The following is a 12,610-nucleotide window of genomic DNA, read 5'->3' on the forward strand; positions in this document are numbered from 1 at the left end:
GCGCGCTCGTCAGACTGTCGGCATCGACGACCGGGCAGCTCCGATGAACGACAGGACCACGCGCATCGCGTTCTTTCTCTGCGGCTTCGCCGCGTTTCTCAATCTGTATTCGACGCAGGGCATCCTGCACGAACTCGCAGCCACCTTCGGCGTCAGCGCGGAGCGCGCGGGGCAGGGCGTGAGCGCCACCACGACGGCCGTCGCCATTATCGCGCCGTTCGTCGGCGTGCTGGCTGCACGCATCGAGCGGCGCGTCGCGATTTCGCTGGCGGCGGCGGCCGTCGCGCTGCCGGTCGTGTGGTCCGCGCATGCGGGCGGTTTCGCGTCGTTTCTCGGCGCGCGCTTTGCCGCCGGTCTCGTCATGCCGTTCGTCTTCGCGCTGTCGATCGCCTATATCGCCGAACGCTTCGATCGCGGCACGTCGGCCGAGATCAGCGCGCTGTTCGTCGCAGGCACGACGCTCGGCGGTTTCGCCGGCCGCTTCGCGACCAACCTGATGACGTCGATGTGGGGCTGGCGGCATGCGCTCGACGTCGTCGCGGCGCTGTGTCTCGTCACGGGTGTCGCGATCTATGCGAGCCTGCCGGCATCCGGTGCAAGCGCGCGGCGCGCCGGCCGCGAGGCGGATAGCGGCGCGGGGCCGTCCTGGCGCATCGTCACGCGCAGCCCGCTGCTCGCGTCGTTCGCGATCGGCGCATGCGTGCTTGCGTCGCAGGTCGCGACGTTCACGTTCGTCGGCCTGCGCCTGGCCCGTGCGCCGTTCGGCTTCGGCACGGTCGGGATCGGCGCGATCTATGCGGTGTTTCTGGTGGCGGTGGTCGTGACGCCGCTGGCCGGGCGCCTCGCGCGGCATCGCGGCCCGCGTGCACCGGGGCTTGCCGCGGCCGCGCTCGCAATCGGCGGCGCATTGCTCACGCTGTCCGACAGCGTGCCGGTGATCCTCGCCGGCCTCGCGCTCAGTTCGACCGCCGTGTTCGTCGAACAGGCGTCGGCCAACGCGTTCATCTCGCAGGCGGCGTCGAGCGCACGCTCGACGGCAATCGGCATCTACCTGTCCTGCTATTACTTCGGCGGCAGCCTCGGCTCGATCCTGCCGGTGCCCGGCTGGCATCGGTGGGGATGGGCCGGCTGCGTCGCGTTCGTGGTCGCGGCGCAGGCCGTCGTCGGCGTGCTCGTGTACCGGTTCTGGCGAACCGGCGGCGCGGCCGGCGCCGCGCATGCCGACGTGCGCGGCGCCGGGTTCACACGCTAGCCGCGTTCAGCGATACCAGCGCGGCGTGTAGACCCACTCCCGTGCGTTGCCGATCGCGAAACGCCGCGTCGTCGACGAGCCGACGATCACCATCGTGCGCATGTCGACCTGGTCGCTGCGCAGCGCACCGAGCGTCGTCGTCGTGAGCGTCGCGCCCGGCCGGCCGATGTCGCGGCCGAGCACGACCACCGTCTCGGCCGCGCGGTGCGCGCGCACGACATCGAGCGCACGATCGAGCTGCCACGGCCGCGCCCGCGAGATCGGGTTGTAGAACGCCATCACCAGATCGGCCTGCGCCGCACGCCGCAGGCGCGTCTCGATCACGTCCCACGGCTTCAGGTTGTCCGACAGCGAGATTGCACAGAAGTCGTGACCGAGCGGCGCGCCGGCCTGCGCGGCCGTCGCGAGCGATGCCGAGATGCCCGGCTCCACGCGCAGGTCGACCGCGGCCCAGCGCGGATCGCGCGCTTCGTCGAGCGCTTCGAGCACGGCCGCGGCCATCGCGAACACGCCCGGGTCGCCCGATGACACGACTGCGACGCGCCGGCCTTCGGCCGCGAGTTCGAATGCGTGGCGCGCGCGCTGCATCTCTTCGCGATTGTCGGTGCCATGCACGCGCTGGTCGGCGCGGAACGGGCCCGCCATGTTCACGTAGGTCGTGTAGCCGAGGATGTCGGACGCTTGCGCGAGCGCGGCGCGTGCGGCCGGCGTGAGCCACGCTGCGCCGCCCGGGCCGAGGCCGAGCACCGTCAGGCGGCCGCGCGCACGGCCGAGCGTGGCGGGATCGACCGGATGCGACGCGACCGCGCACGCGATACCGTTCGCCGTGGCGCGCAGCGTGTGTGCGACGCGCAACGCGCGGCCAAGCAGGGCGGCGGCATCGGCGATTGCCTCGTCGTTGCCTTCGGAATCGACATCGACATCGACGAAACGTAGCGGCACGTCGAGCGTTCGCGCCGCGTCCTCCAGCACCGCGTCGCCGATTACCGACGCGGGCGCCACGATGGCCGCGAGCGCGAGCCGTGCGAGACCGTGCGCATCGAGCGCGGCGTCGATGCGCGCAGCGAGCGCTTCATCGCCGTGGATCGCCTGCGCATCGACGCCCACCACCACGCTGCGCGGATGAATCACGAGTTCGTCGCGCGTGCCGCGCCATGCCTCGGGGGTCACGCGGATCGCATGCGCGGCTGCATCGTCGCGCGGCAGCGCGACATCGTCGAGCCACGGCGCCGCGCCGTCGATGCGCGTCGACGCGCCCGCGAGCAGATCGGACACGAAGCGCTTTCCCTGGGCGAGATCGGCGAGCGCATAGCCTTCCGGCGGATTGAGCACGCACGCGCCGAAGCGCAATTCGCCGCTCGTCGTGATTGCAGGCGCAACGCCGACGCATGCGGCGATTTCCCGCGCGACCACGTTGACGCCCGTCAGCCCGCCGAGCAGCGGCACGACCGCCGACCCGTCTTCCGCCACCGCGAGCACGGGCGGTTCGATGCCTTTGTCGGCAAGCGCGGGGGCGAGGCAGCGGATCACGATGCCGGCCGCGCACAGCGCGACGATCGGCAGCCCGCGCGCATAGAGTTCGCGCAGGTGCACGCCGAGATCGTCGAACGGCACGTCCGCCGCGACGCGCGACGCGAGGCCATGCACGAGGGCGCCCGGATAGCGCGCCTGGATCCGCCGCGCGGTATCGAGCGCGCCCGCGCCGAGAATCACGATCGCGGGCGGGGTCGTCATCCTTGCCATTTTTCCCCCGGCACGACGAGCAGCGAGAAATACGGCGACGCCATCGGATCGACTTCGTCGAGCGGCACGATGCGCTGGCTCGCCATCGTCGCGCGCTCGACATACAGCGCGCGCTTCGCGAGCCCCAGCTCGTCGAGCACGCGCCGCACCTTGTCGAAATTGCGGCCGAGCTTCATCACGACGGCCGCGTCCGCCTGGGCGAGCCGCTCGCGCAGCTCGTGCTCGGGCAGCACGCCCGACAGCACCGACAGGCTCTGGTTGCGATACACGAGCGGCTGGCCGAGCACGGCCGTGCCGCCGAGCATCGCGCATACGCCGGGGATCACCTCGGTGTCGTAGCGCGGTGCGAGGCGGTCGTGCAGGTACATGTACGAGCCGTAGAAGAACGGGTCGCCTTCGCAGATCACCGCGACGTCGCGGCCCGCATCGAGGTGCGCGGCAACGATCTCGGCGGCCGTATCGTAGAAGTCGGCGATCACCGTCTCGTAGCACAGCGGCGGCGGCAGCGCCTCGGTCGTCACCGGATAGACCAGCGGCAGTTGCGTTTGCCCGTCCTGCAGGTGCGCTTCGACGATGCCGTACGCATTGCCCTTCTTGCCCTTCGCGACGAAATACGCGACCACGGGCGCGGCCTGCAGCACGCGCAGCGCCTTGATCGTCATCAGTTCAGGATCGCCGGGGCCGACGCCGACCCCGAACAGGCGTCCGCGCGCGGTCGTCATTCGACCTCCGTCGCGAGCGCATTGACCGCCGCAGCCGCCATCGCGCTGCCGCCGCGCCGGCCGAGCAGCGTGACGTACGGCACGCCGCGGCTGTCGGCATCGAGCAGCGCCTTCGATTCGGCCGCGCCGATGAAGCCGACCGGGAAACCGAGGATCAGCGCGGGACGCGGCGCGCCGGCGTCGATCATGTCGAGCAGGTGGAACAGCGCGGTCGGTGCATTACCGATCACGACGACGCTGCCCGCGAGATACGGACGCCACAGTTCGAGCGCGGCGGCCGATCGCGTGTTGCCGAGATGGCGTGCGAGATCGGGCACCTCGGGCTCGCCGAGCGTGCAGATCACGCGATTGTCGGCCGGCAGCCGCGCGCGCGTGATGCCTTCGGCGACCATCCTCGCATCGCACAGGATCGGCGCGCCGGCTGCCAGCGCCGTGCGGCCCGCCGTGCCGGCACCGGCCGAGAAGCGCAGGTCGTAGACGACGTCGACCATCCCGCATGCATGGATCACGCGCACCGCGAGTTTCTCGAGGTCGGGCGGAACCTGCGACAGGTCGGCCTCGGCGCGGATCGTCGCGAACGACTGGCGGTAGATTTCCTGCCCGTCGCGAATGTAGTCAAGCATCGGTGGTGTCCTGGCTGTGCCGCGCGCCCGTCAATCGGACCGCGGCCTGGTCAATCGTCAGATGGCGCGCGAGCGGGGCGCCGAGGCCCGCAGCAGCGTCGCGCCGGTAAAGGTCGTAGTGTGCGGGCGCAACCGCGACGAGCGTGTGCGTCGCGGGATGCGGCAACGCGCAGTGGCGCTCGCAGCCGGTCAGGTGCACGTCGAGCGCATGGCCGATGCGCGTGGCGAGCGCGAGTGCGTCGTGTTTGGTGTCGGCGCGCGCCTTTGCGCAGCCCGCGCTGCCGGTGCATGCGACGAGCGACGCGAGGGGGTCGGACGACGCGCAGACGAGGCCGAGCGACGCGAGCGCATCGAGCGTGGCCGCAGCGCGTTGGTTCGGCACGCCGTGGAGAAACACGCCTTGCCACGGCGTCATCGACAGCGTGCCGTCGCCGTCGGCTTCGGCCAGCGCGGCGAGCCGCTCCAGTTGTGCGGCATCGAGCCGGCCGAGCACGAATTGCGCGCCGACGTTGCAGCGCGCCTCGTCGAGAGACGAACGCACGCCGAAACGCAGCGTCGGATCGGCATGCGTGCGGCGCCAGCCTGCGAGCGCCGGATCGGCCGCGAGCGGGAAGGGCAAATAGTGCTGCGCGCGTTCGAGCAACGCGCGTTCGCTGCCTGTTGCGAGCAGCGCGCGCATCCGCGAGACGTCCGCGGGCGCGAGATCGAGGAATGCAAGCAGCAGCGCGCGAACCAGTGCAGCGGTTTGATCGGGAGCGACGTCGACTGAAGCGGGTGGGTCGTCGTGCGCGACCGGAGGGCAGCCGGCCAGCCCGGCAGCGACGCGCACCGCGCCGTCGCCGCGACGCCAGGCGGCCAGCCAGATATCGTGCGGATGATCGAGCGCCGCAACCGATTCGCCGCCGTCGAGCTGGATCGAGAATTTCGGCGACAGCTCGCCGCGGCGAGGCTCGCGCGCCAGCAGGTCGAAGAGCGGCGCGACGAGCGCGCGGCTGTCGACGAGCGCGGCCGGGTCGTGGCCGGCGAGCGGGCTGAGCATCACGTTGCGGACGTCGTCGCTCGCGGCGAGCGCGGCCGCATCGGCGGCGGCATTCGAGGTTGTGTCGACGCGCGGGCCGAGGCCCGCATCGAGCAACGCGCGCGTCAGCGCGTCGGCCGCGCCGTCGCGAATGCCGCGCAGCTGAAGATTCGCGCGATTGGTCGCGTCGATCGCGCCGGAGCCGCAGGCACGCGCGGCGGCGGCGATCGCACGCGCCTGGTGCGCGTCGAGCCGCCCGCCCGGCAGCTTGATCCGGCACAGCCCGCCGTCGGCGGCCGCGACCACGCGCACGAGCCCCGGGCAGGCCGACGGGCGCACGACGGGCGACGCAGGAATCGAAACGGGGGCGGAACTCAACGGGGTAGCGGGACAGTGTCGCGCCGCGGCCAACGCATCGGTACACCCCGCCCGACGCCGACTGGCACGCACGCACTTTCTGGCCGGCAGGTCTCCTGGCTGACAGGTCGGCGCCGGCTCCCGGCCTTCCCGGTGGAACCAGTGGCATGAGGGGGAGATCGGCTCGCTGTCTACAGTTGCGGGGGCAGCCACAGCGGCGCGCGGCGCGCCCTGTGTTCCCTCTTCGGCCCCGAGGGGCACCGGCGAACGAACGGCCGTAGGATACCCGATTTTTGCGACGATCCGGCATTGTCGATATGCCGCGCAACCGCATCGCAGAACGGCCGCAGCCGGTTTTGCGCTATCTCGCAAATGGTACGATTGGCGGCTCGACATCAGATCGGCGACCGCCGGGATCCGCGATGAAACTCGGCAGGACGGAGCTGTTCGGCATGGGCATTGCACTGGGCTTGCTGGCCATCCCGGCCTGGATGCTGCTCGCGTGCATACTGATCCCGCTTGCACCGTCGGCCGAGTGGCCGAAGAATGTCGGGCTCGCCGGCCTCGGCGTGCCGATCGTGGCGGGTGGCACGTTCCTGTACAGGAAAATCGGTGCGCGGCCGCTCACGTGGCTGCTGCTCGGGTGGCTGCTGATCGCGTCGATCGGCGGCATGTATCTGGGCTTGCTGGTCTTGATTGGCCCTGTGCCGCGCGGCTGACGTCGTCGCCGTATCGCACCGGCCACGCTCGGCACATCAACGGATCAACGCGTGGCGGCCCGGCCGCCGCGCATCGCAACAAACGGTAGGGAATCGAACGATGGGGAAGGGTGCATGACGGCGTGGCTGACGGTAGTAGGCATCGGCGACGACGGTTACGCGGGGCTCGGACGCGGCGCGCGGCGCGCGCTGCTCGACGCGACGCTCGTCGTCGGCGCGAAGCGGCATCTCGACATGCTGCCCGCGCGGCTGCCGGCCGCGCGCGAAACCTGGCCGTCGCCGTTCGACCTCGCGGGCGTGCTGGCTCGACGCGCATCGCCCGTCTGCGTGCTCGCCAGCGGCGACCCGATGCTGTTCGGCGTCGGCGCCACGCTCGCGCGCCAGCTTTCCCCCGACGAATGGCGCGTGCTGCCCGCGCCGTCGTCGCTGTCGCTGGCAGCTGCACGCCTCGGCTGGGCGCTACAGGATGTCGGCGCGGTCTCGCTCGTCGGCCGCCCGCTTGCGACGCTCGCGCGTCACCTGCTGCCCGGCCGCCGCCTGTTCGTGCTGAGCGCCGACGGCCGCACGCCGGCCGCCGTCGCGGCCGAACTCGTCGCACGCGGCTTCGGGCCGACGCGCATCAACGTGTTCGAACATCTCGGCGGCCCGCTCGAGCGGCGTCTCGACGGGCTCGCACAGGACTGGCGCATCGACGAAACGGCCGCGCTCAATCTGGTGGCGCTCGACTGCCAGGCCGGCCCTGACGCGCCGCGCCGCGCGCTCACGCCCGGCCTGCCCGACGATGCGTACCGTCACGACGGCCAGCTCACCAAACGCGACCTGCGCGCCATGACGCTCGGCCGTCTCGCTCCCGTGCCCGGCGAGCTGCTGTGGGACGTCGGCGCCGGCAGCGGCTCGATCGGCATCGAGTGGATGCGCGCGCATCCGTCCTGCCAGGCGATCGCGATCGAAGCGCATGCGGAGCGGCAGCGCTTCATCGAGCACAATCGCGACGCGCTCGGCGTGCCGGGCCTGCAGCTCGTCGCGGGCCGCGCGCCCGATGCGCTCGCGGGGCTTGCCGCGCCCGACGCGATCTTCATCGGCGGCGGGGCAACCGCGCCCGGCGTGCTCGACGCGTGCTGGGCAGCGCTGAAGCCCGGCGGCCGGCTGGTCGCGAATGCGGTCACGCTGCAGGGCGAGATGGCGCTCGCCGCGTGGCGCGATGCGCATGGCGGCACGCTCACGCGCGTGTCGCTCGCACACGCCGAACCGCTCGGCCGTTTCGACACGTGGCGGCAACCGTTGCCGGTCACGCTGTACGACGTGCGCAAGCCCGACGCGGCCGGCATGGCCGACACGAGCGCACCGTCGGCCACGACGAACGCAACGGACGCGTGATGCGCGACGAGACCCCCGAACAGCCTGCGCCGCTACGCTTCGGCTACACGACCGGCAGCTGCGCGACCGCGACGTCGCTCGCCGCCGCGCGGCTGCTGCTCGCGGGCCGGGCGGACGACGCGGTCGAGATCGTGCTGCCGAAGGGGCAGCACGTGATGATGCGACTCGAGTTTTGTCGGGCCACGGCCGACGGTGCGGAAGCCGGCACGATCAAGGATGCCGGCGACGATCCGGACGTCACGCATGGCGCACTGATCTTCGCGCGCGTCGCGCTCGCGTCGGTGCCCGGCGTGCGGTTTCGTGCAGGGCCAGGCGTCGGCACGGTCACGCGCGCGGGGCTGACGCTGCCGGTCGGCGAACCGGCGATCAACCCGGTGCCGCGCCAGATGATGACGACGCACCTGGAAGCGCTGGCGATCGAGCATGGCTACGCGGGCGGCTTCGACGTGACGATCGGCGTCGAAGGCGGCGAGGCGCTCGCACTGAAGACGATGAATCCGCGCCTCGGCATCATCGGTGGTTTGTCGATCCTCGGCACGACCGGCATCGTGCGGCCGTTCTCGTGTTCGGCCTATATCGCGTCGATCCACCAGGGCATCGACGTCGCACGCGCGAACGGTATCGCACACATTGCCGCATGCACGGGCAACGCGAGCGAGGACGCGATGCGCGCGCACTACCAACTGCCCGACATGGCGTTGATCGAGATGGGCGATTTCGCCGGCGCGGTCCTCAAGCACCTGCGGCGCGCACCGGTCGCGCGGCTGTCGATGTGCGGCGGCTTCGGCAAGCTCAGCAAGCTCGCGGCCGGCCATCTCGACCTGCACAGCCGCCATTCGAGCATCGACCTGCCGCTGCTCGCGCAGTGGGCGGCAGAAGCCGGCGCAAGCGATGCGCTGCAGGCCGCGATGCGCGCCGCGAACACGAGCCAGGAGGCGCTGAAGCTTGCGCACGCCGACGGCGTGCCGCTCGGCGATCTCGTTTGCGCACAGGCGCTGCGCGTCGCGCGCGACATCGTGCCGCCGTCCGTCGCTGTCGAGATGTTCGCGATCGACCGGCAGGGCCGCTTCGTCGGGGAGGCGCGATGACGACGCGCATCCTGCTGCTCGGCGGCACCGGCGATGCGCTGAAGATTGCACGCGCGCTCGGGCCTCGTCACGTCTACAGCCTGGCCGGCCTCGGCAAGGTACCCGACGACCTGCGCTGCGACGTGCGCGTCGGCGGCTTCGGTGGCGCGGCCGGACTGGCCGCGTATCTGCGCGACGCCGGCATCGGCCTCGTGATCGACGCGACGCATCCGTATGCCGCGCGGATCAGCGCGAATGCCGCGGCCGCGGCGCGTGAAGCGGGCGTGCCGCTGTGGGCGCTGCGCCGTGCGCCGTGGGCGCCGCAACCCGGCGACGACTGGCGCATGGTCGACGACTGGGCCGGCATCGAGGCCGCGCTTGCGCCGTTCAGGCGGCCGCTGTTCACGCTCGGCCGCGAACCGCTCGCGCATCTCGACGCGATTCCGCCACATCAGTTCTGGCTCGTGCGCTGCCTCGACGCGCATCCCGGCAACGCGCGTGCACAGATCATCGCCGCGCGCGGGCCGTTCACGCTCGACGGCGAGCGCGCGCTGTTCGCGCTGATGGGCATCGACGTCGTCGTCAGCAAGAACAGCGGTGGCGCGGCCACCGAAGCCAAGCTCGACGTCGCGCGCGAACGCAGGCTGCCGGTCGTGATGCTGCGCCGGCCGGCGCTGCCCGACGCCGACCGCACGTTCGACTCGGCCGCGGCGCTCATCGACGCGCTCGATCCCGCCGCATGCGCATGATGCGGTACGGCGGGTCACCCCATGAATTGACGGAGATTTTTCGATGACGGTGTATTTCATCGGCGCGGGCCCCGGCGACCCGGAGCTGATCACGGTGAAGGGCCAGCGCCTCGTGCGCACCTGTCCGGTGATCCTGTATGCGGGATCGCTGGTGCCGCCGGCCGTGCTCGACGGCCATCGCGCGCAGCAGGTCGTCAATACGGCCGAGCTCGACCTCGACGCAATCGTCGCGCTGCTCGCCGGCGCGCACGCGAAAGGGCAGGACGTCGCGCGCGTGCATTCGGGCGACCCGTCGCTGTACGGTGCGATCGGCGAGCAGATTCGCCGGTTGAAGGCGCTCGGGATTCCATACGAAATCGTGCCCGGCGTGACGGCCACGGCCGCGTGCGCGGCGACGCTCGGCGTCGAACTGACATTGCCCGGCGTCGCGCAGACGGTGATCCTCACGCGCTTCGCGGGCAAGACGACGATGCCGGAGGGCGAAGCGCTCGGCTCGCTCGCCGCGCACCGCGCGACGCTCGCGATCCATCTCGGCGTGCGCCATCTCGCCCGCATCGTCGACGAAGTGCTGCCGCATTACGGCGCCGATTGCCCGGTCGCGGTGATCTATCGCGCGAGCTGGCCCGATGAAGAGCGCGTGACCGGCACGCTCGCCGACATCGTCGGCAAGGTGCAGGGCACGCAGATCGAGCGCACCGCGCTGATCCTGATCGGGCGCGTGCTCGACGCGGAGGGGTTCGCGGATTCGACGCTGTACGCGAGCGCGGGCTGATCGCGCGCAGGCCGGCCACGTTCGGGCAGAATGGGCCACTTCGCGCAATCACGGCACGCCGTGCAAGCGACCTGACAAGGACAACGTCGAATGCGTACCCTGACTCGATCACGCAGGTTCGGCCTGGCGGGATTGACGGCCGCTCTGCTGGCGGCCTCCACGGCCAACGCCGCCGCTGAAGCCAATGAAGCCCGCGCGGTGCCCTTGGTCGAGGTGACGAAAACCGCCGTGCCCGATCGCGACTGGCCGCGCAAGGTCTGCGCGTTGGCGTCGGCATCGTGCGGCGCCTCCGGCGAGTCAGGGGATGCGGACAGCGCGCCGTCGCTGTACCGGGCCAGGAACGACGCGGCGGGCCTCTACTATGCGATCCTGCCGGGCCCGCAGCTGCTGAAAGTGAGTTTCGCGTCCGGCACGGGCTGGAAGGTCGTGCGGCAGTGGGATTTCTCCGACTACCCGCCCACTGACCGGGTCGAAGGCGATGGCGAGCCGCCGCCGCTGCGGATCTACCCCGCGCTGTATCCGCTGGGCGGCGAGCGCTTCGCGGTCGCGGTACTGGCCGGTTGGTCCGAAAGTTATTCCGGCGGTGGCGGAAGCTGGGAAAACGCCGACTTCGTCGAACTGCGACCGGACGGCGGGCATGCCCGCTCGCCCCGTGTAGCGAAGCTCCCGTTCAGCTGCAGCAAGCAGATTCGCGCCTGCTTCACGGAGCACGACTATCGGCACTCGCCGCATTGCAGCGAAGACTTCGACGGTTCGCTGCGGCTGCGCTTCGTGCCCGGTGCGAGCGCCGGCGATCTCGACTGGATCGCCACCTGGAAGGAGAGTCATTGGCCGGGCCAGGAACCCCGGAGCAAGACCGGGCAGACGTCGGTTTCCGTCACGCTGCCGGCAGGGCGGGACCCGGTCGCCGCAGGCAACGCGCTGCGCGACAAGATCCCGTTTTGCGAGCCGGTCAACTGAGCGGCCGCCGACGCTACGCACGCGCCGCGTGCAGCACCCGCTTCGGCGCAAACCCGGCCGCCAGCGCGAACAGCGCGACACACAGGCAGGCCATCGCGATCCAGGCGGGCGTCAGGTCCGCGAGATGCTGGCGCACGATGCCTGCCGCGAACGGAAACAGTCCGGCGATCAGGTAGCCGACGCCCTGCACGAAGCCCGTCAGCGACGCGGCATCGGCCGGCGTCGCGGCATGGTCGACGGTGACGATCAGCGACAGCGGGAACAGCGCGCCGATCCCCGCGCCCAACAACAGCGCGGCCGGCAACGCCAGCGCTTCGGGCGCGGCCAGCATCACCAGCAAGCCGACGAACAGCGACGCGATCGCCGCATGCAGCGCGGGCCGGCGGTCGGGCAGGCGGTCGATCGTCGCCGAGATCGTCAGCCCCGCGACGACTTCCGCGAGCGTCACGCCGCCGAGCAGGCTGCCGGCCGCCGTCGGCGACCAGCCGAGCCGCATGTAGTACGGCGGCAGCCAGGCGAGCACGAGCGTGTACGCGCCCGTCGCGATGCCGAAGAACAGCGCGAGGCGCCACGCGCGCGCCGAGCGCGCCGGCTGCGCGTTCGACGCCGACGTCGGCCCGGCGGCAAACGCGTCGCCGCCGCGGCTGGCCAGCGGCCACGCCAGCGCGGCCACCGCGGCCGGCAGCGCCCAGCCCGCGAGCGCGGGGAGCCAGCCCCAGCGCGCCGCGGCGAACGGCGCGACGACGCTCGCGAGCACGGCGCCGCCCATGATCGACGTCGAATAGACGCCCATCGCACCGCCGATCCGCGTCGCGAAATGCGCCTTCACGAAGCCGGGCAGCAGCGCCTGCACCATCGCGATCCCGACACCCGCGCAGCAGGCGCTCGCGAGCAGCAGCCACGCGTGCTGCGCGCCGATGCGCGACACGCAGGCGAGCCCGATCAGCGCGACGCCGAGCCAGACGCCGCCCGCGATGCCGGTCAGGCGCTGCAGGCGCCGCGCACTCAGTGCGCCGAGCCCCATCAGCAGGATCGGGATCGTCGTCAGCAGGCTGGCCGCGCCGTCGCTGATGCCGGTCGCACGCTGGATCATGTCGAGCAGCGGGCCGACCGCGGCAAGCGCCGGCCGCAGGTTCAGCCCGACGAGCACGATGGCGGCGAGCCGCCATCCGGGGGAAGAGAAGCGATTCATTGCAAGGCCCTCGAAATCGGTGCGCGGGCCCCGGTGAGGCGCGGCGCGTTCTTCATGTA

Annotated in this window: 12 protein-coding genes and 1 riboswitch; of the genes, 7 read left to right on the forward strand and 5 right to left on the reverse strand. The window is 71.6% G+C overall.

Going from position 1 to position 12,610, the window contains the following annotated elements:
- Positions 1 to 43: 43 nt before the first annotated feature.
- Positions 44 to 1,252: an MFS transporter gene (locus ACPTTC_RS09520; protein ID WP_423392300.1), complete on the forward strand. Its 1,209-nt coding sequence runs from the start codon at positions 44 to 46 to the stop codon at positions 1,250 to 1,252.
- 6 nt (positions 1,253 to 1,258) lie between these two features.
- Here the strand turns inward: ACPTTC_RS09520 and cobJ are convergent, their stop codons facing one another.
- Genes cobJ through cobG form a run of 4 tightly spaced genes read right to left on the reverse strand, consistent with a single transcriptional unit; the run spans position 1,259 to position 5,697 of the window.
- A complete protein-coding gene (gene cobJ, locus ACPTTC_RS09525; protein ID WP_423392301.1) occupies positions 1,259 to 2,986 on the reverse strand; it encodes a precorrin-3B C(17)-methyltransferase in 1,728 nt (575 codons plus the stop codon).
- On the reverse strand, positions 2,983 to 3,717 hold the full coding sequence (locus tag ACPTTC_RS09530; RefSeq protein WP_423392302.1) for a precorrin-2 C(20)-methyltransferase: 735 nt from the start codon (positions 3,715 to 3,717) through the stop codon (positions 2,983 to 2,985). Before ACPTTC_RS09530 ends, cobJ begins: the two co-directional genes overlap by 4 nt.
- Positions 3,714 to 4,340, reverse strand: coding sequence for a precorrin-8X methylmutase (locus ACPTTC_RS09535; RefSeq protein WP_423392303.1), 627 nt, complete (start codon positions 4,338 to 4,340; stop codon positions 3,714 to 3,716). Before ACPTTC_RS09535 ends, ACPTTC_RS09530 begins: the two co-directional genes overlap by 4 nt.
- A complete protein-coding gene (gene cobG / locus ACPTTC_RS09540; RefSeq protein ID WP_423393345.1) occupies positions 4,333 to 5,697 on the reverse strand; it encodes a precorrin-3B synthase in 1,365 nt (454 codons plus the stop codon). Before cobG ends, ACPTTC_RS09535 begins: the two co-directional genes overlap by 8 nt.
- A gap of 107 nt (positions 5,698 to 5,804) precedes the next feature.
- Positions 5,805 to 5,995, reverse strand: a riboswitch (cobalamin riboswitch).
- 13 nt (positions 5,996 to 6,008) lie between these two features.
- On the opposite strand from cobG, the gene ACPTTC_RS09545 reads away from it, so the two are divergent.
- The 6 genes from ACPTTC_RS09545 (at position 6,009) to ACPTTC_RS09570 (ending at position 11,359) form a co-directional block, all read left to right on the forward strand.
- Positions 6,009 to 6,434: a hypothetical protein gene (locus ACPTTC_RS09545; protein WP_423392304.1), complete on the forward strand. Its 426-nt coding sequence runs from the start codon at positions 6,009 to 6,011 to the stop codon at positions 6,432 to 6,434.
- A gap of 114 nt (positions 6,435 to 6,548) precedes the next feature.
- Positions 6,549 to 7,811, forward strand: a complete 1,263-nt coding sequence (gene cbiE, locus ACPTTC_RS09550; protein WP_423392305.1) for a precorrin-6y C5,15-methyltransferase (decarboxylating) subunit CbiE — start codon at positions 6,549 to 6,551, stop codon at positions 7,809 to 7,811.
- Complete coding sequence (locus ACPTTC_RS09555) at positions 7,811 to 8,899, forward strand: cobalt-precorrin-5B (C(1))-methyltransferase (RefSeq protein WP_423392306.1); 1,089 nt, start codon at positions 7,811 to 7,813, stop codon at positions 8,897 to 8,899. Before cbiE ends, ACPTTC_RS09555 begins: the two co-directional genes overlap by 1 nt.
- Positions 8,896 to 9,627, forward strand: coding sequence for a cobalt-precorrin-6A reductase (locus ACPTTC_RS09560; protein WP_423392307.1), 732 nt, complete (start codon positions 8,896 to 8,898; stop codon positions 9,625 to 9,627). The genes ACPTTC_RS09555 and ACPTTC_RS09560 overlap by 4 nt, the downstream gene beginning before the upstream one ends.
- Positions 9,628 to 9,670: 43 nt before the next feature.
- A complete protein-coding gene (gene cobM, locus ACPTTC_RS09565; RefSeq protein WP_423392308.1) occupies positions 9,671 to 10,399 on the forward strand; it encodes a precorrin-4 C(11)-methyltransferase in 729 nt (242 codons plus the stop codon).
- 90 nt (positions 10,400 to 10,489) lie between these two features.
- Entirely contained in the window at positions 10,490 to 11,359 is an 870-nt protein-coding gene (locus ACPTTC_RS09570; RefSeq protein WP_423392309.1) for a hypothetical protein, read from the forward strand.
- Between the two features lie 13 nt (positions 11,360 to 11,372).
- On the opposite strand, the gene ACPTTC_RS09575 is transcribed toward ACPTTC_RS09570, so the two are convergent.
- Positions 11,373 to 12,551, reverse strand: coding sequence for an MFS transporter (locus ACPTTC_RS09575; protein WP_175955321.1), 1,179 nt, complete (start codon positions 12,549 to 12,551; stop codon positions 11,373 to 11,375).
- Positions 12,552 to 12,610: the final 59 nt, after the last annotated feature.

Source organism: Burkholderia mycopellens (assembly GCF_964265025.1).
Lineage (GTDB): Bacteria > Pseudomonadota > Gammaproteobacteria > Burkholderiales > Burkholderiaceae > Burkholderia.